General features: G+C 44.7%; 16 protein-coding genes and 1 other RNA gene. 10 read left to right on the plus strand and 7 right to left on the minus strand.

The genetic code is table 11. The features are described from left to right. Positions 1–7: 7 nt before the first annotated feature. Together rluA and L1286_RS04030 are read right to left on the minus strand one after the other, a co-directional pair. Positions 8–661 carry a bifunctional tRNA pseudouridine(32) synthase/23S rRNA pseudouridine(746) synthase RluA gene (rluA, locus tag L1286_RS04025; RefSeq protein ID WP_235405631.1) on the minus strand — a complete coding sequence of 218 codons (654 nt, stop codon included), beginning with the start codon at positions 659–661 and terminating at the stop codon, positions 8–10. A gap of 74 nt (positions 662–735) precedes the next feature. Continuing rightward, positions 736–1,500: a DeoR/GlpR family DNA-binding transcription regulator gene (locus tag L1286_RS04030; RefSeq protein ID WP_235405632.1), complete on the minus strand. Its 765-nt coding sequence runs from the start codon at positions 1,498–1,500 to the stop codon at positions 736–738. A 140-nt stretch (positions 1,501–1,640) separates the two neighbouring features. On the opposite strand from L1286_RS04030, the gene L1286_RS04035 reads away from it, so the two are divergent. Further along, entirely contained in the window at positions 1,641–2,291 is a 651-nt protein-coding gene (locus tag L1286_RS04035; protein ID WP_235405633.1) for an HAD-IA family hydrolase, read from the plus strand. Next, on the plus strand, positions 2,288–2,575 hold the full coding sequence (locus tag L1286_RS04040; RefSeq protein WP_235405634.1) for a hypothetical protein: 288 nt from the start codon (positions 2,288–2,290) through the stop codon (positions 2,573–2,575). The genes L1286_RS04035 and L1286_RS04040 overlap by 4 nt, the downstream gene beginning before the upstream one ends. Positions 2,576–2,608: 33 nt before the next feature. On the opposite strand, the gene L1286_RS04045 is transcribed toward L1286_RS04040, so the two are convergent. Both L1286_RS04045 and rapA read right to left on the minus strand, forming a co-directional pair. Next, positions 2,609–4,093 carry a hypothetical protein gene (locus L1286_RS04045; protein WP_235405635.1) on the minus strand — a complete coding sequence of 495 codons (1,485 nt, stop codon included), beginning with the start codon at positions 4,091–4,093 and terminating at the stop codon, positions 2,609–2,611. Between the two features lie 182 nt (positions 4,094–4,275). Continuing rightward, a complete protein-coding gene (gene rapA, locus L1286_RS04050; RefSeq protein WP_235405636.1) occupies positions 4,276–7,173 on the minus strand; it encodes an RNA polymerase-associated protein RapA in 2,898 nt (965 codons plus the stop codon). 425 nt (positions 7,174–7,598) lie between these two features. Here rapA and L1286_RS04055 point away from each other — a divergent pair, with 425 nt between their 5' ends. The 3 genes from L1286_RS04055 (at position 7,599) to L1286_RS04065 (ending at position 13,828) form a co-directional block, all read left to right on the plus strand. Further along, on the plus strand, positions 7,599–8,999 hold the full coding sequence (locus L1286_RS04055; protein WP_235405637.1) for a PhoH family protein: 1,401 nt from the start codon (positions 7,599–7,601) through the stop codon (positions 8,997–8,999). A gap of 182 nt (positions 9,000–9,181) precedes the next feature. Beyond that, positions 9,182–12,925, plus strand: coding sequence for a hybrid sensor histidine kinase/response regulator (locus tag L1286_RS04060; RefSeq protein ID WP_235405638.1), 3,744 nt, complete (start codon positions 9,182–9,184; stop codon positions 12,923–12,925). Then, positions 12,926–13,828, plus strand: coding sequence for a diguanylate cyclase domain-containing protein (locus tag L1286_RS04065; protein WP_235405639.1), 903 nt, complete (start codon positions 12,926–12,928; stop codon positions 13,826–13,828). It abuts the gene before it with no gap. 69 nt (positions 13,829–13,897) lie between these two features. On the opposite strand, the gene L1286_RS04070 is transcribed toward L1286_RS04065, so the two are convergent. Both L1286_RS04070 and L1286_RS04075 read right to left on the minus strand, forming a co-directional pair. Then, positions 13,898–14,263: a DUF3192 domain-containing protein gene (locus L1286_RS04070; RefSeq protein WP_235405640.1), complete on the minus strand. Its 366-nt coding sequence runs from the start codon at positions 14,261–14,263 to the stop codon at positions 13,898–13,900. 221 nt (positions 14,264–14,484) lie between these two features. Further along, positions 14,485–15,432 carry a D-2-hydroxyacid dehydrogenase gene (locus L1286_RS04075; RefSeq protein ID WP_235405641.1) on the minus strand — a complete coding sequence of 316 codons (948 nt, stop codon included), beginning with the start codon at positions 15,430–15,432 and terminating at the stop codon, positions 14,485–14,487. Positions 15,433–15,720: 288 nt separating this feature from the next. On the opposite strand from L1286_RS04075, the gene zntR reads away from it, so the two are divergent. The 3 genes from zntR (at position 15,721) to L1286_RS04090 (ending at position 18,578) form a co-directional block, all read left to right on the plus strand. Continuing rightward, positions 15,721–16,134: a Zn(2+)-responsive transcriptional regulator gene (gene zntR, locus L1286_RS04080; protein ID WP_235405924.1), complete on the plus strand. Its 414-nt coding sequence runs from the start codon at positions 15,721–15,723 to the stop codon at positions 16,132–16,134. Further along, a complete protein-coding gene (locus L1286_RS04085; RefSeq protein ID WP_235405642.1) occupies positions 16,121–17,386 on the plus strand; it encodes an SO_0444 family Cu/Zn efflux transporter in 1,266 nt (421 codons plus the stop codon). Before zntR ends, L1286_RS04085 begins: the two co-directional genes overlap by 14 nt. 94 nt (positions 17,387–17,480) lie before the next feature. After that, positions 17,481–18,578 carry a 1-acyl-sn-glycerol-3-phosphate acyltransferase gene (locus L1286_RS04090; RefSeq protein ID WP_235405643.1) on the plus strand — a complete coding sequence of 366 codons (1,098 nt, stop codon included), beginning with the start codon at positions 17,481–17,483 and terminating at the stop codon, positions 18,576–18,578. Positions 18,579–18,676: 98 nt separating this feature from the next. Here the strand turns inward: L1286_RS04090 and ssrS are convergent. After that, positions 18,677–18,859: non-coding RNA, 6S RNA (ssrS, locus tag L1286_RS04095), on the minus strand. 320 nt (positions 18,860–19,179) lie between these two features. Between ssrS and L1286_RS04100 the strand changes: the two genes are divergently transcribed. Both L1286_RS04100 and pepP read left to right on the plus strand, forming a co-directional pair. After that, complete coding sequence (locus tag L1286_RS04100) at positions 19,180–19,743, plus strand: UPF0149 family protein (protein ID WP_063355697.1); 564 nt, start codon at positions 19,180–19,182, stop codon at positions 19,741–19,743. A gap of 2 nt (positions 19,744–19,745) precedes the next feature. Beyond that, positions 19,746–21,059 (plus strand): Xaa-Pro aminopeptidase, encoded by a 1,314-nt coding sequence (pepP, locus tag L1286_RS04105; RefSeq protein WP_235405644.1) that lies wholly within the window; start codon positions 19,746–19,748, stop codon positions 21,057–21,059. The last annotated feature ends 5 nt before the right edge of the window (positions 21,060–21,064 follow it).

Below are 21,064 nucleotides of genomic sequence, written 5' to 3' on the forward strand. Positions count from 1 at the left end.
ACCAGATTTAAAAGGGATCTGGTGCCTCAAAATGCATCATCTCTCCACTTATAGGATGGCTGATCTGCAACATTTGAGCATGTAATTGTAGCCTAGGTGCCGCTGTCAGTGCGTCTCCCTGAGCATAGAGCCGATCACCGAGAATAACATGTCCCAGAGACTGCATGTGAACACGCAACTGGTGTGAGCGGCCCGTGATGGGCGTCAGTGAGACACGTGTGGCGTGTGCTTCATGTTGAATAACCTCAAAATGGGTGAGGGAGGGTTTACCGGATTCATAACACACTTTTTGTTTGGGTCGATTAGGCCAGTCGCAGATCAGGGGGAGGTCTACTGAGCCTGTCGGTTGCTCTAATTTACCGTGTACTCTGGCCACATAACGCTTTTTAGTGAGCCTATCTTGAAATTGAATACTCAAAAAGCGATGCGCTTCTTTATGCATGGCCAAACATAAAACCCCAGAAGTTGCCATGTCTAGGCGATGTACGATTTTAGCCATGGGGTAAACACGATTAATGCGACTGATTGCACTGTCCGCATGCTTGGGATCTTTACCTGGCACCGTCAATAACCCGCTGGGTTTGTTGATCACCAGCATGTGATCGTCCTGATATAAGATCTCAATATACGGGTCGAGAGGTGGATTGTAATTTAGAAGCACTGCGAATTTCCAAGATAGATCAAAACTTGCCTATTTTAACTGCCAAGCGGAAAAACGCCAAGCAAGTGAGTGCACTAATCGTTGTCGACAAGCGATAGCGCTATACCTTGCGATTTGATGCTGACTTGCACGTCAGAACGAAGCCCCGCATCGGTGATGATATGGTGGATCTTGTCTGCGGCGACAATTTGATAAGTCATGGTTTTATCGAGTTTATCATGGGGGCCCATCAACACGGTACGGTCCGCTTGTTCGATGGCTGCTCTAAGTACCTCTGCCTCTTCAAAGTAATTAACACAAAATCCATGTTTAACATGGAATGCGCATATACCCATAAAAACGAAGTCGAAGCGGATTTGTTGGAGCATCTCAATTGCGCTATGGCCAACTGTGCGCATCGCGGGTTTAAACATACGCCCGCCAAGCTGAATAACTTGAACTTGTGGGTGTTGCATAAGGTCCTGCACAATGAGGGGGCAGCCCGTCACGACGGTTAGGGACACATTTGCGGGTAGGTTTTGTGCGAGGTAACGACAGGTTTCTCCTGAGTCAATCATAATTGTTTGGCCAGCCTCTAACATAGACAATGCGGGTTGAATAAAGCGCTTTTTAGTGGGGTCTGGGGTACTTAACCGATCGAAGTAATCCGGCGTATCTTCTTGGCGAACTAATGCCCCACCATGGACACGGCGAAGAAGTTTGAGGTCGCCCAATTTATTGAGATCTCGCCTGATCGTATCTTCACTGACGGCGAGCCGTTTGGCGAGATCGACAGAGGTGATCCTGCCGTAAATATTAAGCTGTTCTAAGATCATTTGATGTCGTTCGGCTAAGAGCATTGTGCACGTTCCTGCGTTTTTCTGCCGAATTTTACTTGATCTTACGGGAATGGCAAGGCTATTATTTGCATGTGTTAGCCTGTTTTTGCATTTTATTTTGCTTGTATTCATTATTTTGCATATTTAAAGGGAGGAGAGATATGGGAAGTTTTTGTGATCTGTCTGCATATAAAGGGGTGATCTTTGATATGGATGGCACTTTAGTGGACTCTGATCAAGCTATCGCCAAGGCGATTTTACCTTGGTGTGAATTGCATGATCTTGAGTTAGATAAGGTATTGACTGCGGGGCGAGGTATGCGCTTTGCGGATTTTATCAAACGATTTGTGCCACATTTAGATATTCGCAATGAAGCACAAAACTTAGAAAAGACTGAAGAGACTTTCGCCGAGCATGTCATTGAAGTGGCAGGGGCGGGTCGATTCATCAGTTATTTATGCGATATGTCACTGCCTTGGATACTTGCGACCTCAGCCGATCTCGACAATGCAATTTCTCGCATGCAAACATGTCAACTGCCTATCCCTAAGGACATGGTTACTGCGCAGGATGTAAAAAAAGGCAAGCCGGACCCTGAACCGTTTATCTTAGCCGCAAAGAAGCTAGGTTTGAGCACGCAAGCGTGTGTGGTGTTTGAAGATTCTGATGCGGGCGTCACAGGGGCATTGGAAGCCGGTTGTGACGTGGTGGTGGTTGGTGAATTTTGTCAATTAACACACCCAAGAATTGTAGCCAGAATTACGGATTATTCGCAGTGGAATAACATGCTGGAGAAGGAAATTAGAACGTGAAAAGGTTAACGTGGTCAAATTTTTTATCTAGTCATGAACGCCATTGGGATATGGCTGGCATGCTGTTTGGTGCCATTGCGAGCATTGCCTTGCTTGGTCAACTTATCACGGAGGTAAATCGCCAAGAAGCAAGCACGCTCTCGATGACGTTTTTGCTAGGATATTGGGTCGTTTTTGGTTTTTGGCTACTGTATGGCCTGCGCTTTAAGCGCCCTGCGATTATCGTGACAAATTCAGTCTGTTTACTCTTACAGTCATTGATGGCTATATTCGTACTAGTATAGAGGGGGGTTAATCCCCTCAAATTTTATCTCAATTTACAGCGTGGTCGGTCCTGCATCATGGCTAAATTTGAAAACCCCCATCCTGCCGCTTTGACAGCTTTGTCCCGCAGGGTATTGACATACTGTCACCTTATCGCGTTCAAAATGGGTCAATTCAAATACCATTTCCTGTTGCTCAATCACCGTGTGCAGCTTTCCTTCGATGATGGAGAACGTCCCTGTTCCCTGGGGCGTTGTCACGTCTGAGGTTGTATGTCCATCAGGGGTGGGCATCATGCTAAAGAGGTAGGGTGTACTGGTGCCGCCTGATTCTAAGGTCATTTTTGTGTAGCCTAAGAAACTTTCGGAAAACGCGTCGATACCTAGTTCATTTCTGCGTATGACCTTCACGATTCTTTTCCCTTGCATTTTCAAAGGGCCTTGTGGATAAAACTCGGAGTAAAAATAGAAGTTGACGTAGAGGGTATTACCTACACTTGCCAGTAATTCGTAATAAAACTGACAGCTCACATAGCAGCGCTCATCCGGGCAGTTTAACACGGTTCCGTGCTCTGGGTGATCGAGCTTTTCTCTATACAGTTGGCCTCGGTGGTCGACAGACCATTTTGATGCCGTGTGCGCAATGTTGGCAACGGCCACCTGATCGGGGTAGTAGTCGTGAAAGCGACCTGATACATGCCACTGACCAACAACTTGCTCATGAGTGAGTACAACATCTTGCTTTTCGATCATCAAGCCATGTAACCATCGCGCTTTTCGAGTTATTTTATCTCGCTGTTTGGCTACAAAACGCAGGCCTAAATCATCGATGTAATCCAATACTCTGAGTACATACTTGATTGGCTTGGTGCCACGTTGATAGTGAAGGATGAGCCTTTTTCCTTTTATGTTCCAAGTGAGCTCGCTTTGTGTGTCATCCCAGTGTTGTATCCATCCCGTCCCGTCCGCACTAAATGTGACCGAGGCAGTACTGGGGGCGTTAAACCACGGGGTATCAACATGCGTGACCTCATCAATATATTCAATTTCCCAAGTTTTATTGACCAACTGAGTTTGCCACTGTTTGAGTTGGCGTTGCTTTACAAGTACCGCACTGTTTGTTTGCGTATAGTGTCTGACCTCTTGCTGGGTTTCTTTATGCCATACTCGTATATGTTGAATATAGTGACTCTCTTGTCCAAGGTTTAAGGGGTTGAGTGTCAATGCGGTTACCTGATAGGCATGTGTTTCATGCGCGGAGATAGGTATTTCATATTGAGTAAGTGGTTGTGTTAATTGAATATGTATTTTTTCCTGAGGCAGCCATTGCCACTGGCCTAATGTATCGCCTTCTGCGGAAAGCGTAACCTGATTATTGGACCTAAATGACAGCTTGTAGGCCTGATTAACGACATCATTGTCAATTAAAAAGTAGTGACCCAGTAAAGTCGGGTTATAAACAGCAAATGCCCTGATTGACGCAGTACTCAGCAGCAGCATGCTGATCAGAAGTAAGGCCGTTGTTAGTTTTGTTTTCATTGTTGATCGTCTCCTTGATTGTATAAATCTTAATCAAGCTATCAACAGTAGGTAGGATAAACAACGGTTTTGATATGAAATAAATAATAAAAAAGAATTGGTTTATCTATGGGTAGAGTAGGGAATGGAGGACAAACAAGGTAACGACACAACAGGCCGTTACCTTGTCATATTTTCTATGCTTACTGGTTAGACACCACGATGAGGCGAATGGCGTCCAGTTTTACCTGCGCTTTGGCAATATGTTCACTTAGTTGTGCTTTTTGCTTATCAAATACCTGAACTTCTTCATCACGAATATTCGGATTGATTGCTTTAAGCGCACTTAGGCGGTCTTGCTCTTCTTCTAGACGTGATTGCATAGTGCTTTGTGCTTCTGATTGCAAAGTCTCCAGTTGCTGATTCGCAAGCTCGTTTGCTTTGGCAATCAGCGGGTGGATCCCTGATTGTAGTGCATTGGCAAGCTTACTCGCTGTCTGGCGACCAACTGCAGACAACTGCTGGTTAAATGCGTCAAATGCAACATTATCAGCCAGGTTATTTCCGGCTTTGTCCATCAATACTCGAATTGGCGTTGGTGGTAAAAAGCGGCCTATTTGCAACGATTTAGGCGCAGAGGTCTCGGCAACGAAGATAAGTTCAACAAAGAAAGTACCGACAGGCAGTTTATTGTTTTTCAACAGTGCCACGGATGCACAGCCAAAGTCATCGTCGCTGATCATGTCCATCACCCCTTCTACCATTGGGTGATCCCAACTGATAAACTGTGCGTCTTCTTGCGACAAGGACGTAGCTCGGTCGAAGGTGACGGTAATACCATCATCTTTTAAACACGGGAATGAAGGGTTGAGCATATGTTCGGTTGGTTTGAGAATAATGGTATTTTCGCCTTTATCCTCTTGATTCACGCCGAAAGTATCAAACACATTAATCATATACGCTGGCAAGATAACATCGTCATCAAGCTGCTCAATTTCATCAACGATGCGCTCCGCACGACCCTGTCCGCTTGAATGCAATTCTAGTAGGCGATCCCGACCTTGCTCCATTTTCGCGCGTAGGATTGTATTTTGCTTTGCAACTTGTTCTAACAAAGGATCCAGCGCATCTTCGTCACAATTGTGTGCGCCAATGAACTCTAATAAATCCTCGCTAAATTCTTTGTACAATAGCTGACCCGTCGTGCTGGTGGTTTCAAATGCATCTAAGGCTTCGTCATACCACCTAAGTAATACTTCTTGCGCTGTGTTGCTGAAGTAAGGTACATGGATATTCACATCATGTAGCTGACCGATACGGTCTAATCGGCCAATGCGCTGTTCCAGTAGGTCTGGGTTCAATGGTAGATCAAATAACACAAGGTGATGTGCAAATTGGAAGTTTCGGCCTTCAGACCCAATTTCAGAGCATAGCAGTACCTGGGCACTGTCATACTCGTCAGCAAAGTAAGCGGCAGCACGATCACGTTCGATAATTGACATCCCCTCATGGAATACCGCAGAGCGTATCCCTTCACGTTCGCGCAGTGTTTGCTCTAGGCTGATTGCGGTTTGTGCTTCGGCACAAATCAGAAGCACTTTTTCATGCTTCAGCTCTTTTAGCTTGTCAATTAGCCAACTAACGCGGGGATCAAACTGTGTCCAACTTGCGCTTTCTCCTTCAAACTCTTGGAAGATCTTTTCTGGAAATAGGGCGCGTAAAGCACTCTTTTCTGCACTTTGGATACCTCCAATGTTGCCTAATACAGACATAGCGGTCTTGTATTGTTTTGGCATTTCGACTGGATAGGCATGTACCTGACGGCTAGGGTAGCCATCGATACCACTACGACTATTTCTGAACAAGATGCGACCCGTGCCATGGCGATCGAGCAACATGCTCAACAACTCTTGTTTTGCATCGTGCTCGCCGCGGCTGATCTGCGCCAATAGGTCAGAAATATCGGTTTCTTTAAGTAGTTCGATGATAGTTTGTGTTGCGGTATCATCCAATTTACCATCCTGCAACAGCTTGTTGGCTGCATCTGCGATGGCTTTATAGTTGCTTTCTTCTTCTACAAATGCGTCGTAGTCGTAGAATCTATCAGGGTCTAATAACTGCAGTCGAGCGAAGTGACTGCGGTGACCTAGCTGATCTGGTGTCGCTGTGAGTAGAATAAGCCCAGGGATATCCTGGCTCAATTCTGCAATACGTTGATACTCCGTGCTCGGCTTATCTTTTTCCACGGTTAAGTGGTGCGCCTCATCGACAATCAGTAAGTCCCAATCGGCGAGCGTTGCCTGTTCAAACCAGCGGCGTTTTTTAGTAATAAACTCCAGACTAACAAGCACCAGTTGCTCTGTTTCAAACACATTAGGTGAATCGGCAAATGCTTCATCACAGCGTTCTTCGTCAAATATAGAAAAGCGTAAATTGAAGCGTCTCAGCATTTCAACCAGCCACTGATGCTGCAAGCTTTCAGGGACTACAATAAGTACGCGATTAGCGCGACCTGTTAAGATTTGCTGGTGCAGAATCATACCTGCTTCGATGGTTTTACCTAAGCCGACTTCGTCCGACAGTAAAACACGAGGTGCGAATCGTTGACCCACTTCGTCCGCGATGTATAGCTGATGTGGAATAAGGCTCGCACGCTGGCCTATTAGGCCTTTAAGATGAGATTGCTGACGGTTAAATTGGTGCTGCCAAGTTTGGTAGCGCAGTGTGTAGCGGTCGAATCGGTCAACTTGTCCTGCAAACAACCTGTCTTGTGGTTTGTTGAACTTAATAAAATGATCAAGAAACGTTTCTTTTAAACTGACCGTTTCGTCTGTATCTAGACGAACACCATGATAGCAAAGTAAATCTCCTTGCTCTTCAATGCTGTCGACACGCATTTCCCACTCTTCAACACTGCGGATCACATCCCCAGGGTTAAACGCTACACGAGTAACCGGCGCTTCTTGTACAGAATAAACTCGGTTTTCTCCACTGGCGGGAAACAGAATGGTTACTTGTCTACCTTCTAAGGCGACAATGGCCCCTAAACCCAAATCTGATTCGGTATCGCTTATCCAGCGCTGACCTAAGGAAAAATTCATGGTTTTCTCATCTTCGCAGAAAAAAGGCGGCTATGTTACCGAGAAGCAAAGCCTTGTTCAAGATTGTAAAAGCACATTAAATATGCCTTAGTACGGGTATTTATGGTGGTTTTGCACAGTGTCTTGTACATCTTGTGATTTTACTCATCGGTGATTGTTTTTGATTACGCAATATTGGTTCTTAAGCATAGTCAAAGTTTGCCGATATTGAAGATAAAATATACGAACTGGCGAGCTAAGAAAAGTCCTCCGAGTGTTAGTGTGTGCCAATAAAGTGGACGATGTCATAGGGGACAGGATTGAGAATCTTTTGTCATAAAAACGACTTTTGTGACAAATAGACTAAAATTAAGTTAGAGCTTTGTACTGTGTGGCGAGCAGTGCTTTGTTCATTCATAGAAATTGCAGACGAATAGGAATGCACTATGGGAAAAGATGACCTCGACCGGAAAATTTATGTTTTAGATACCAACGTTTTACTTCACGAGCCCCTTGCTTACCTCTCCTTTCAAGAACACGATGTCGTTATCCCGATGACCGTGTTAGAAGAACTTGACCATATTAAAGACCGCAAGCGAGATGTGAGTCGAGATGCGCGTGTGGCGATCCGTAGTCTAGATGATGTGTTAACCAACGCAACACCAGAGCAAATGCTCGAGGGGGTTGATTTACCAAAAGTACAAAGAGATCCAAATAAGCCTGCCAGCAGTGGTAAGCTCATAATCGTCAATGATCACTTGTATCCTGACAGTATTTCAGGCTTACCCGGCAATGAAAACGATCACAGCATTATTAACTGTGCGCTACAGCTACAAAAGCAATACGCAGACAAAAAAGTGGTTTTGGTGACCAAAGACATTAATATGCGTTTAAAGGCCAAAGGCGTCGGATTGAAGTTTGTTGAAGACTATCGTACTGACCAACTGATTGATGACATCAATTTATTGACTTCTGGCTATAACAAATTTGACGGCGACTTTTGGACAACCGTAGGGGAGTGCCAAACCGAGCAACAAGGCCGTTACAGCTTGCATAAAGTGCCCAAAGATCGGATGCCAGAGGTGTTTTACAATGAATACCTAGTAGATGACAGTGAACACTTTGCCGCAAGAGTGGTTGGTTATGACGAATCATATGTCACGTTGAAAGACATCAGTGTTGAGCGGCTACTTCATCAGCAGGCGTGGGGAGTAAAACCCAAAAACATGTATCAGGGGATGGCACTTGATGCATTGCTAGACCCAAATATTGAACTGGTGGTGCTCACAGGCCCCGCAGGGTGTGGTAAAACTTTGCTGGCACTCGCCAGTGCACTGGAAATGATCATCGAAAAAGGCATTTACGATAAAGTTATCGTCACCAGAAATACCCCTGAAATTGCCGAGAGTATTGGTTTTTTACCTGGTACTGAAGAAGAAAAAATGGCCCCTTGGCTTGCGGCCATTACAGATACACTGGAAGTTTTACATAAGCATGATGAAAGCCCCATATCTAGCCGTAACTACATTATGGAAAAAGCCAATATTCAATTCAAATCGGTTAACTTCATGCGTGGTCGTAGTATTCAAAATGCGGTCGTGATTTTGGATGAAAGCCAGAACTTAACGGCTTCCCAATTAAAAACGATAATCACGCGCTGCGGTGAAGGGACGAAATTGATTTGCACTGGCAACTTAGCTCAGATTGACAGTAATTATCTAACCCCTGTTACATCGGGCCTGACTTATATTGTGGAGCGCTTTAAGGATTTTGAAGGCAGTGCGACGATTAATCTAAATGGAGTGGTGAGAAGTCGTTTAGCCTCGTTTGCTGAGGAAAACTTATAGCAATAGAGGTTTTTACAGCAACGCCTTGAATATCAAAGCTGCGGCGCAGGCCGTAGCTTTTTCTGTCTAGCTAGCAGTATGCTGTCTCATAATTTAGCAATGCGGTTGAGTTTAACTTGCTTATCCTACACTGGCTCGCTAACCTTTCAAAAAACAAGGAATAATAATTAACGGGCCTTTTAATGGACATTTTGTCTGAATTCCTGCCACTAAAAACCTACCGTCGTTCTATTTGTGTCGCGCTCTTTATTCCCTTAATTTTGGCTGTCGTCCTGTGCTTTCATCTTTTCAATATTAAACTGGAACGCCAGTATGAAGTATATGAGGTGCAATTTGCATCAGCACTTGCGCAAGTTGATCAGGCGGCAAGCGCAGCAAGCACAGTGATTGGTAGTATTAAACGGGGCTTGGATACGCCGATCAAATATCAGTTAGATGACAGTGTGCAACAGCAAGTGCGTCAACAATTAGGCTACTACTATCATCAATTACCAGAGCAAGGTGGCGAGTTGATCGGGTTAGGTACTTATCAAGCTTCCCCGCGCGTGATCGAGCACTGGTTACATGTTATGGCACTGGGCCCAAGTTTTGATACCGCACTTGCGTTGATCTCTGAATTGGAAGCCGTCGCGTATTTTAATGAACATGGATTTGCCTTTGTTAAGCGTCGCGACAATGCCAAAAGCCACCTTTTGACTGCCATTGTGGAAGGGCGGTTTAGTCCAAGAAGAGGGGTGATATCGACACCGGATAGCAAGCACAGCCGTATTTTTGGTAATGAGTATTTTAGTATTACACAACCTGTCAGCAGTGGCGGAAAGTCTCATATTATCTTGATTTACAATGCTGACAAAGCCACCGCGCTATTAGATAAGTTGATTTTCAGCGGAGGGACATTGGCTTTAGTTGATCAACAGTCTCGGGTATTAGTTCAAAGCAGCGAGCGAAGTTCGCCCATTACCCCTAAAGTTCAGGAAAATGGATTGCCATGGCGCGGTGGGGTAGAGTTTCAAGGTAATACACAAAATGCACCTTACACCCTACGTTTTTCTCAATCTGAAGCGGAATTTACGGCTGCAGTATATGCTGAAGTGATGGTTGAAGTGGGCTTTTTAGTGTTGTTTATCTTATTCACTTTTTTCACCTTTACTTGGCTCAATGGACAAATTTTTATTCGTCCATTACGACACTTTGTCAATTACCTCACTAAGCAAGATCAAGTGGAAGCGCAGACCCTAGCTTACCCAGTCCCGAAAGACTGGCAACCTTGGTTCAGCGAAATTAAACGGGTGGTCTCACAGCGGCAAAACTTTATTACGCAGATGGCGTCGCACAATGCGCGGTTGGATGAACAAGTGCAAAGACAGCGCCAGGCACTGTCGCGAAGCTTTGAAGCGAAGGAGCGCCAAGCCGCCTTGTTAAATACGGTGCTAAACTCAGTGCCGGATCTGATTTACTTTAAAAATATCGATGGCTCTTTTATTGGATGTAACCAAGCATTTGAGCGATTCATTGGGGTCACACAAGGCGATTTAGTGGCAAAAGAGCATCACGAGATCAGTCAAAAATACTTTGATCTGCTCGATCTTGAGCATGCGATGGAAATCCACAGCATTCCATTGACTGAGACACTCAGTTTTGACGACAAAGCTTATTTGGTCAGTGTCTCTCCATTGTTCGATGAGCAAGGTAAGCGTATTGGCAGCCTCGGGATTGCGCGAGATATCAGTGAACAACAACAAGCGATGACAGCGCTACGTGCATCGGAACAAAACTTTAAAGCGGCCATCGAGCATGCGCCTAATGGCATATTGTTGGTATCGATTGAGTGTGTCGTTTTGGAGTTTAACCGCGCTGTGCGCAAACTATTAAAAGGCGTCGAAGTTGGTGCCCATATTGGCAGTTTGTTTGAGTCAGAAGAGTTGGAAACATTGAATAGTGTGTTACAACAGCTCCTTGAGGAGCGTAAAGGCGCCAAAGTGCTCAGTCTTGCTCAAACTGAGCCCGCCATTTGGCTACAACTGAGTATTTCATTGGTGTGGGACAAGCAGAAGAAACCTAAATACTTTGTTATTCATGTACAAAATGTCACCGCGCTGACCCAAGCGAAAATTGATGCTGAGCGCGCGAATAAAGCAAAAAGTCGATTTATCGCCAATATTAGTCATGAAATTCGCACGCCTTTGAATGCAATTTTAGGGCTGGTTGGGATATTAAAACCAGCGCTATCTAAGCCACAAGATGTTGAAAAGCTGTCACATATTGAAGGTGCTGCACAACAGTTATTGACGATGTTAAGTGACATTCTGAGCTTTGCTCGCTTAGAAGGGGGGCGCGGTAAACTGAATCACAAGGCGTTTTCATCTATCAATTTAATGAACAGCCTGAGTGCTTTAATTCAGCCTTTGAGTGATGCTAAAAACCTTGCTTTGAGGTTGCATATGGGCGCGACAGTGTGGCCAGAGTTTATGGGAGATGAGGCGCGTTTAAAGCAAGTGTTGGTTAATTTGCTCGGCAATGCGGTTAAGTTCACAACCAGTGGTGAAGTAGGTCTAAAGGTAGAGTCTAAGTGGGGTAAAGCGGGTGAGCAATGGTTGTCGTTCTCCGTATTTGATACGGGCCCTGGTATTAAACAAATAGATCAAAAAAGGTTGTTTGATGCGTTCACACAGGGTAATGAGTCTAATTCAAGAGAGCATGATGGGATAGGGCTTGGTTTAGCGATCGTAAAGCAACAAGTGGCGTTATTGGGCGGGAAAATTGAAGTACGCAGTGAAGAAGGTTGTGGCAGTACTTTCGAGTTGGAAGTTATGTTGCAAACGAAACGCATGACAGAGTTTAATCGGGACATGCCCATTTGTTTGATATCAAGTCAAGACCAACCTGCCTACTTAGCAGAGTATAAAGTACGCTACTTTGCGAACTTTGGCGAAGCGCTGCATCACCTAAATCTGTTTTCATATGTGGCTTGTGACAATCTCGATGAACTGATGTATTTATGTCATCACTTCAGCGAAGCAGACACTGTGGCTTGCAAAGGGTTGGTGATCCCCGACACCGTGAATGTTGAGAATGTGAGTATCCCGCTGCCAATATTTAAATTACCAGCACATGCATTTTATCAATCGCTGTGCCTGTCTCCATTGGAATCGAGCCACAGTGAACCCGATGACGTACAAAATTTGTCAAATGCGCTTTGTTTGGTCGTGGATGACAATGAGCTCAACTTGGATATTTCTAAAACGGTATTAGAGCAGCATGGGGCTGTTGTGGTCGCTTTAACCAACGCCAAAGACATAGTAGAAATCTGTACTCAGTTACAGCCGGATATGGTGGTTATGGACATATACATGCCACACATTGATGGCTATCAGGCAACCGAGTCACTGCGTCAAGTATTTGATAAACAAGCTCTGCCAGTGATAGCGTTGACAGCCAATGCGCATGAACATGAACGGGAAAAGGCGTTTGCAAAGGGCGTCAACGAGTTTTTAGTGAAGCCCATTTCGCCCGTTGAGCTCGGTAAGGCCTTAAAGCCATTTGTTACGCATCAACACAATGTGTTTGATAAACCATTTGCGTTTAAACAGTTGATGGAAAACCAATCCTTGGTAACAGCAATGCTCGATAAGTTTGCTAAACTGTGTGATGAGTATGTAAGTCGATTGACCAACGCGACGACGGATATAGAGGTTGCAGACGTTGCGCACAGTATAAAAGGTGCCGCAGGGGGGATTGGGCTGTTACGTCTGGCTGAATGTGCAAAAGAAGTTGAGGCCCAAGCGAGACAAAATGCAAAAAGTGCCTGTTTTGAGCGTGGTGAATCAAACGAAGCCACTCACAATTTTGAAGCCGAGTGTGCACGATTACGGGTGTTGTTAATCCAAGCTAAGCGGTTTATTTTATTTGAGATAAAAGGAAGTTAAATGCAAAAATCAGCCAATGTATTAGTGTTAGATGGAGATCCGTTAAACCGAGTTGTGCTAGAGAATACGCTCAGCGAGGAGCATTTGGTTATTAGTTGTGACAACAGCGATAAAGCATTTGAGCGATTGGCGCAAACCAAGTTTGATTTAATTATTGTCGATATATTAATGCCTGATGATGAAGGGCTCGATTTTTTGCTGCAGTTAAAAGCTGACCCAATGTGTTATCAAATCCCTGTCATAGTCATTTCAGCAAGCAATAGTTATCAAGATGAAGCGCGAGGATTAATGCTTGGTGCGGTTGATTATATTGTGAAACCTTTTAGTCCAAATATTGTGAAAGCGCGAGTGAAAATTCACCTCGCAATTAAACAAAAGAATGATTTGCTCGAGCGCCTAGCAAATATTGACGGATTAACCGAAGTGCCAAACCGCCGCGCACTGGACGAAACCTTGGCGCAACTTTGGTATCAAAGTCGTGACCAACATGTGCCACTATCTATCTTGCTGGTGGATATAGATTATTTTAAAGAGTTTAACGATTCCTGTGGGTTTAGTGCAGGAGATGAGTGTCTCGTTAAAGTGGCCAAAGCTCTGCAAAGTATAACGCAGAGAGTGGATGGATTTGTGGCGCGTTATGACGGAGTACGATTTGTTGCTTTAATCAACAAGCGGGGAGCTGAGCAGGCACTCGCTTTGGCTTCTGCAATGCATCAGGCTGTCGATGCACTGGAAATTCCGCACCATAGTTCACCAATCTGTGCACATGTAACTATCAGTGTGGGGGTGGTACATGTCAGTGATGACTTTTCAGGCGATCAAACCGAAAGTTTAGTGCAAGCCGATGAGGCATTGGTAAAAGCGCATCAACTTCAAGAAAGAGTGGTATTAGTCAACCGTTAGAGGTTGCATTGAAAAAGCCGCATTTTGCGGCTTTAGTCAGGGAAATTAATTATTAAGGATCAGCGGCTATTATAGATAATTGTCGACCGCAGATTGTCCAAAGCCAACCAATTTCTTATCTTGAAATACCAGTGGTGTGCACTCATCTTTGGTTACTTTTCCATCAGAATGTTTGCTGTTCGTTGCAAAGTACAATACTTGGTATGTATGGCCGTTTTTGGAAACTGCTTCGGTAAAATCCGGCGTGTTAAACTGTTTGATCACATCTTGGTAGTCTGTCCCCAGAGCTAGATGAGAGATTTTCTCACGGTTGCTTTTGTGTGTTTCTTCCCAGTTACTATTGTAATGGCGCATCTCGCCGTCCGAAACTGCCACAATACAACCTGATAATAAAGTGGTGCTTAAAAGCGCAGTTGCAACAAGTAGTTTTTTCATTTTTGTATCCTCTGTAACTCAACATAGGGTTGTTATGCCAAGCTATCCATGTGTATTTTATTTTGTTTAATAGGTAGCAAATGCTTTGCCAGTTTTTTTGTTCTTATAAAACAGTATCTTACATTTTATACTTGCTTGTCTTAGTGTCTTAAAAACAAAAAAGTAACAAAAATAGTCAAAATGTGGTTATTTACACCACCTTTTTAAAATGGCGTCACGCTTTAAACAACACGATTGGTTTGGCCGCCATTTAGATAGCTGGCAATATTCTCAGCAATGCCTGCTATCAGCCTATCAATGGATTCCTTGCTTGCCCAGGCCGTGTGTGGTGTAAGCAGTAAATTATCGCCCTGGTATTGAATGAGAGGGTTGTCTGCTTGTGCGGGCTCCGAAGATAAGACATCGACACCAGCAGCACCTAGTTGCTTGTTTTTTAGGGCGTCTGCAAGTGCGTGTTCATCCACAATCCCCCCGCGTGCTGTGTTAATTAAAATGGCGTGCTGTGGAAGGAGTGCCAGTGTCTTGGCGTTGAATACGTTTTCGGTTTGCGGCGTGAGTGGGCAATGAATACTGACGATGTCTGCGAGTTTTAAAGCCTCCTTAAACGCCACCCTACCGCGGCGAACATCTTTGCTATTCGGTCTTTCGGCGATGATCACCTGCGCTCCAAATGCCTGTGCAACATTCGCGACAGCCTGTCCGAGGTTGCCATAACCTACAATCACAAAACGCTTGCCTGCGATTTCATTAATGTTGTGATCTAAGCGGCAAAACATCGGACTTTGTTGCCAAGCGCCATGTCGACAATCGTCAGCATAACGGTGAATATTGGTCATTAAATTGCCCAACATAGTAAAGGTGTGCTGAACAACTGAAGGTGTCGAATAGCCTGCAACATTGGTCACAGCAATACCCGCAGCTTTGGCTGCAACTAAATCGATATTATTCGTTCCGGTGGCTGCCACGCAAATTAACTTTAACGTCGATACTTTGGAGAAGTGTTGTGCGTTTAACTGGACCTTATTAGAGATCACCACATTGGCTTCTTCAATACGACTGAAAACTTGCTCAGCGGTCGTATGTTCATAGGTAGTGACTGTGCCAAATTGGGTGAGCGGTGACAAGTCTACGCCAGCTAAAGTGGCCGCATCCAAAACAACAATATTCATATTTTTATCTCGTTATTGACCTTGGAGTTAACTCCAAGGTTTATACTTCTTATTAGCGTGAAATATGCTGAACAGTCGAGTGTTGATGATCGTCGATGTTAATACTCAATGGTCAAAGGTATCGCCATCGCTGCAAGGCTAGCAAAGTTCACAAGGTTAAGTTCGAAAACCCAGCTGGCAGTGTACCATTTTCACAGGGAAGTAGGGACATTGCGGCAACAGGTTTTGGTTGATCATGTTACAGCGGCTTTTGGCGTGCATGGTTTAATGAGAGAGGAAACAACGAGTATGTTTCGGATTGGACAATTAGCAAAGCAGTTAAATGTGTCGACAGACACTCTAAGGTACTATGAGCAACAAGGATTATTAACCGCATGTGAAAGAAGTGCCTCTGGGTATCGTCTATATGATACGCACGCAGTAGATAGACTGCAGTTTATTATTCGTGCAAAAGAAGTTGGGTTTAACTTGAAAGATATCCAAGAATTGTTGAGTATCAAGATAGACAAGCAACATTACAGTTGCGAAGAGGTGAAAGCCTTGACGTTGCAAAAGCGTGACTGGATAAGAGCGCGCATTGCGCAGCTGAGCATTTTTGAACAATCTCTCACGTTACTTGCCAACCAATGTTGTGGTGGTAGTGAACCCGCAGACACTTGTTCCATTTTAACCGCATTGGAGGATGTAGATGGCGCTCATTGATAATTTTTGGCAGCTATTTGTCGTATCAGCACCATGGTTAATGCTTGGATTATTTTTAGCTGGCATACTTAACGTATTTATTCCTAAAGACTTTTTGCAGCGACATCTCGGCAAAGAAGGGCTTTGGACAACCGTCAAAGCAGCATTAATCGGCGCACCAATGCCTTTGTGTTCATGTGGCGTGATCCCTGCTGCAATCGGGCTTAGACGTGCTGGCGGGTCTAAAAGCGCAACCACCGCTTTTCTTGTATCGACCCCTGAAACCGGTGTGGATTCTATTTCTGTTTCATATGCATTACTTGGCCCGTTTATGGCCATCATTCGACCAATCGCAGCGGTAGCAAGTGCGATTACAGCTGGGCTATTGGTAGGCAGAGACACGGCACTAAGTACGCCAGACTCACCCCAGAAGATCGGCAGTGCAGAGTCTAGCTGCTGCAACGGTAAAAAGCCCTCGTCCGCGGAGGTAGCGCCGCAAGTCGCTTGCTGCGACACGGCTGCAACGGCCACCGAGTCGGTCAAGGTAAGCGGCTGTGAAGCGGCGTCATCGCCCTCTCAGGGTTGTGATACACCACAAAACCCCTCACTTCATGCACATTCGCACGCATCAGAGTCGATAAACAGTTGTTGTGACAGTGAAATAAAAGACACAGTAACGACATCGTGTTGCGCGAATGAAACAACCCAAATGCCGCGCTTAGGCGACAAGCTTTGGCAAGCAACCAAATTTAGTTGTAACAAGCTGTTATCTGATACTATGGTTTGGCTTTTAATTGGTATATTCTTCGCAGCACTGGTACAAACATTTGTACCAACTGAATTTTTAGCACAGTGGGGGGATGGCATTCTGGCTATGCTGGTGGTGATATTGATCAGCATCCCAATGTATATCTGTGCGACGGCGTCGACACCGATTGCGGCAGGCCTTTTGCTTGCGGGCGTATCACCTGGGGCAGTTTTAGTGTTTATGCTTGCAGGACCTGCAACCAATGTGGCGACAATCGGTGTTGTGGCAAAAGAGCTCGGGCGCAGAGCCGTTGTGGCGTATATCGTCGCAGTAATCGGTGTTGCTATCGTGTTTGGATTTTTGACCGACTATTTAGTGCTACAGTTTGGGTTCGAGGTTGCCCCTTTGATGGGCCATGAACATGAAGTGGTACCTAGTTGGTTGGGCCAAATGAGCGCCTTAGTACTCGTCGCCTTGATGTTACGCTTGTTTGTAATTGACGTGAAACAACGTTTGGCTAACTAGTGTGGTCAGACTTGATATTCTTAGCATCTCATCAGAGAGCGAGATAGAATAGGCTGTTTTTTGTCACACGATCCAGATCAGTAAGAGTAATTTAGTGGATAAATACGCAGATATAAGACCTTATAACGATGAAGAAGTACCGGCTGCACTGGCTAGACTGTTAGCCGATGAGCAGTTTTTGGATGTTATTGCAGAGCATAATTTGCCTAAGTGGGTTTCCTCTTGTTCCAAGGTAAGCCGCCCATTGGTGCGTGCGCGCTTAAAATTAAAGTGGCGTACGGTCAATAATGTAGAGGCCGTTCAAAATGAGGTTGCGACCTATTTATCCATGCTAATTGAACGCACAACCGATAAAGTGACTTATTCAGGTCTAGAGCAATTAGACAAAGATAGTGCCTACTTGTTTATCTCTAATCACCGGGATATTGTTCTCGACCCAGCTTTAATGAATTGGGGCCTTCATCAAAATAATTTGCCCACTGTGCGCATCGCGATTGGCGATAATTTGCTGCAGGTGCCCTATATCACGGAATTAATGCGGTTAAACAAAAGCTTCATTGTGAAGCGCTCGGCAAAAGCGCCAAAAGAGATGCTCAAGGCGCTGTCTCAATTGTCAGGTTATATCCATGACTCTTTAGATGAGGGGCACTCTATCTGGATTGCTCAAAAAGAAGGGCGCGCGAAAGATGGTATCGATTTTACCGATCCAGCCCTGTTAAAAATGCTGCAATTACATGGCAGACGACTCAAGCTGCCATTTGCAGAGTACGTAAGAAAGCTAAAAGTGGTACCTGTTTCTATTTCTTATCAATATGAACCTTGTGCTTTGGCCAAGGCGAAAGAGCTTTATCACAAACAGCAGTTTGGCGAATACCAAAAAGCTGAAGGCGAAGACATTAAAAGCATCATAGATGGGTTTAGTGCGGATAAAGGCAATGTCCATGTTGCATTTGGTACCCCGATTAATGATGAGTTTGAAACGCCAGAGCAGCTGGCAGAGATCATCGATAAACAAATCATTGAAAACTATCACCTGCATTCTAGTAATTACTTAGCTGCGGGAGAAACGGAGCAAAGTAGCCATGAAGAAGCAGCCTGTTTCAATGACACGCTTGAGTCAATTCCACAGGAGTTGAAAGAATTTGTGCTGTCAATGTATGCGCAACCGGTTAAGCGAAAATCTTCAATTTAAGATACTGCAAATCCACGTCTAAAGTGAGCGCTCAAGGGAACACCTTTGGGCGTTTTTCTTTGTGTACCACCAGAAAATTTAATTGGGAAGAGGTGTGAAGTGTCCCCGGCTGCGCGGATGCGGATATAAGTCCTTGAACCCTAAGGTTCAAGGCGGAAGGCAACAACCCACCGTAGGCTTCTCGGTACCTGCCAAGCTTGCGCAAAAGTGAGTAAACTGCATCCCTTACAAAAGTTTATCGGCTCAGGGACATAATCCACTGTCCGGCGAGCTAGGGAACGCTTTAAGTATATAAGACATCTTGGCGTGCTTAAACCAAAATTTGAAAAAATCTCGTCTAATTGCTGCGAAAAACGACACTTCTCAAATAGTGGTCTGATTTTGTTGAATTTACGTACATAAAGAGTGGGATTTGATGCATGAAAGCACGACTGATTAGACTGCAATAGCGGCATGGCATAAAAGTTGTGCATCCATGATACAAACCACATTTGTTAGATGTAAAACAAGGGTTTTTTCTCTGTAAGTCTGACAATTCGTTGGAGTTGCTATACTTCGAATGGTAGCATTAACGCTATCAAGTGAATGAGAATTAAGCCTTATGATCGAATTAAAAGACTATCAGCAAGCTCAGTTATTGCTGGAGAAACACGGTATTTTTGTAGCACCTTCAGAAGTACATGGCACCATCAGCGGCATTCTAGCATGCGGCCTCAACATCGATGAAAAAGAGTACTTAGGTTTACTCAGTGATGTGTTTAATGATGGTCAAGGCTTTGGTGTTGAATTAAAAGTATTTTTGGCTGAGCTTTACAAGCTGGTTGTGGAGCACTTTAACGATCCTGAATACGCTTTCGAAGTGTATTTACCACAAGAAGACGAGGCGCTCATCGATCAAGCCAATGCGCTTGTGGCCTGGGTATCTGGGTTTTTACTTGGTTTTGGTTTAAAACAAAAAGACTATGGGAAGCTGTCGGCAGATGTGAAAGAAGTGATCAGTGATTTTAGCGAAATCACAAAGTTGGATACGCACTTTGATGACACTGAAGAAGACAAGCAAGCATTCCATGAAGTGGTTGAATATATTCGTGTGTCTGCGCTGCTATGCTTCGCTGAAATGGGCAGAGAGCAAGGCGACGCGTCCACCTCAAAAACAGTGCATTAATTATGATAAAAAATGAAGAGTTTGTCGCACGTCGACAGAAGCTACTGCAAAACCTTAAAAACAATTCGGTTGCAGTGATCCCGGCCGCATCTGAAATTACCCGTAGTCGCGATACTGAGTTTCCTTTTCGTCAAGACAGTGACTTTTTTTACTTAACAGGGTTTAAAGAGCCAGACGCTGTATTGGTATTGAGTAAAGACAAAGGCGGTGCGCAAAGCAGTGTGCTATTTTGTCGTAATAAGGACAAATTAGCTGAGATTTGGCACGGTCGTCGTATTGGCTTTGAAAAAGCGAAAAGTCAATTTGCCATGGACGAAACTTATGCGCTGAGTGAGCTAGACAGTGAATTACTGACGTTCATCAATGGGCGTCAAACGCTCTATTTTGCGCAAGGCACCTACAACGCATTTGATGACAAAATTTGGGGGGTACTGTCTACTCTGCGTGGAGCACCCAAAAAAGGTTATCGCGCTCCTGAAATTATTCAAGATATTCGCCCGCTCATCCATGAAATGCGCTTGTTCAAATCTGATGCCGAAGTTGAGATCATGCGCCAAGCGGGGAAAATCAGTGCGCAGGCTCATATTAGAGCTATGCAATTCGCCAAACCTGGTGCCACTGAATATCAGCTAGAAGCTGAAATCCACCATCACTACGCCATGCATGGGGCTCGTTACCCAGCGTATGGCACGATAGTGGGATCTGGCAATAATGCCAACATTTTGCACTACACCGAAAATAGTGATGTCCTAACGCAGGGTGATTTGATCTTGATCGACTCTGGCTGTGAACTAGAGGGATATGCTGCTGATATTACGCGTACCTTCCCTGTCAGTGGTCAATATAGTGACGCGCAAAAAGACGTTTATAACTTGGTATTAAAAGCGCAATTGGCTGCATTTGACGAGGTAAAGCCGGGCGGCACACTTGTGCAGGCTAACAATGTTGTGATGCGCATATTGACGGAAGGTCTGGTGGAGCTTGGTATATTGGCTGGTACAGTTGATGAACTGCTAGAAGCACAAGCGTGTAAAGCATTTTATATGCATGGCCTCGGTCATTGGCTGGGGTTAGACGTACACGATGTGGGCGAGTACAAGCTGGATGAAGCCGACCGTCCATTTGAACCTGGTATGGTCCTCACCATAGAGCCTGGACTGTACTTTGATGAAGATGCTGAAGTGCCAGCACAGTACAAAGGGATCGGGGTGCGCATTGAGGATGACTTACTTGTCACTCAAGTGGGCTATGAAAACTTAACCGTAGATGTGCCAAAATCTATCCAAGAGATTGAAGCGCTGATGCAAAAGGCCTAGCTGAA

The sequence above is a fragment of the Pseudoalteromonas sp. SMS1 genome (genome assembly GCF_021530565.1).
In the GTDB taxonomy this organism is placed as follows: Bacteria; Pseudomonadota; Gammaproteobacteria; order Enterobacterales; family Alteromonadaceae; genus Pseudoalteromonas.

What these genes read in the sequence shown, in the direction of transcription:
- L1286_RS04030 (WP_235405632.1), bottom strand. Translation starts at nt 1,500, where the DNA reads ATGCTCTTAGCCGAACGACATCAAATGATCTTAGAACAGCTTAATATT.
- L1286_RS04070 (WP_235405640.1), bottom strand. Translation starts at nt 14,263, where the DNA reads ATGAAAAAACTACTTGTTGCAACTGCGCTTTTAAGCACCACTTTATTA.
- L1286_RS04085 (WP_235405642.1), top strand. Translation starts at nt 16,121, where the DNA reads ATGGCGCTCATTGATAATTTTTGGCAGCTATTTGTCGTATCAGCACCA.
- L1286_RS04035 (WP_235405633.1), top strand. Translation starts at nt 1,641, where the DNA reads ATGGGAAGTTTTTGTGATCTGTCTGCATATAAAGGGGTGATCTTTGAT.
- L1286_RS04060 (WP_235405638.1), top strand. Translation starts at nt 9,182, where the DNA reads ATGGACATTTTGTCTGAATTCCTGCCACTAAAAACCTACCGTCGTTCT.
- L1286_RS04100 (WP_063355697.1), top strand. Translation starts at nt 19,180, where the DNA reads ATGATCGAATTAAAAGACTATCAGCAAGCTCAGTTATTGCTGGAGAAA.
- zntR (WP_235405924.1), top strand. Translation starts at nt 15,721, where the DNA reads ATGTTTCGGATTGGACAATTAGCAAAGCAGTTAAATGTGTCGACAGAC.
- pepP (WP_235405644.1), top strand. Translation starts at nt 19,746, where the DNA reads ATGATAAAAAATGAAGAGTTTGTCGCACGTCGACAGAAGCTACTGCAA.
- L1286_RS04065 (WP_235405639.1), top strand. Translation starts at nt 12,926, where the DNA reads ATGCAAAAATCAGCCAATGTATTAGTGTTAGATGGAGATCCGTTAAAC.
- L1286_RS04055 (WP_235405637.1), top strand. Translation starts at nt 7,599, where the DNA reads ATGGGAAAAGATGACCTCGACCGGAAAATTTATGTTTTAGATACCAAC.
- L1286_RS04045 (WP_235405635.1), bottom strand. Translation starts at nt 4,093, where the DNA reads ATGAAAACAAAACTAACAACGGCCTTACTTCTGATCAGCATGCTGCTG.
- rapA (WP_235405636.1), bottom strand. Translation starts at nt 7,173, where the DNA reads ATGAATTTTTCCTTAGGTCAGCGCTGGATAAGCGATACCGAATCAGAT.
- L1286_RS04075 (WP_235405641.1), bottom strand. Translation starts at nt 15,432, where the DNA reads ATGAATATTGTTGTTTTGGATGCGGCCACTTTAGCTGGCGTAGACTTG.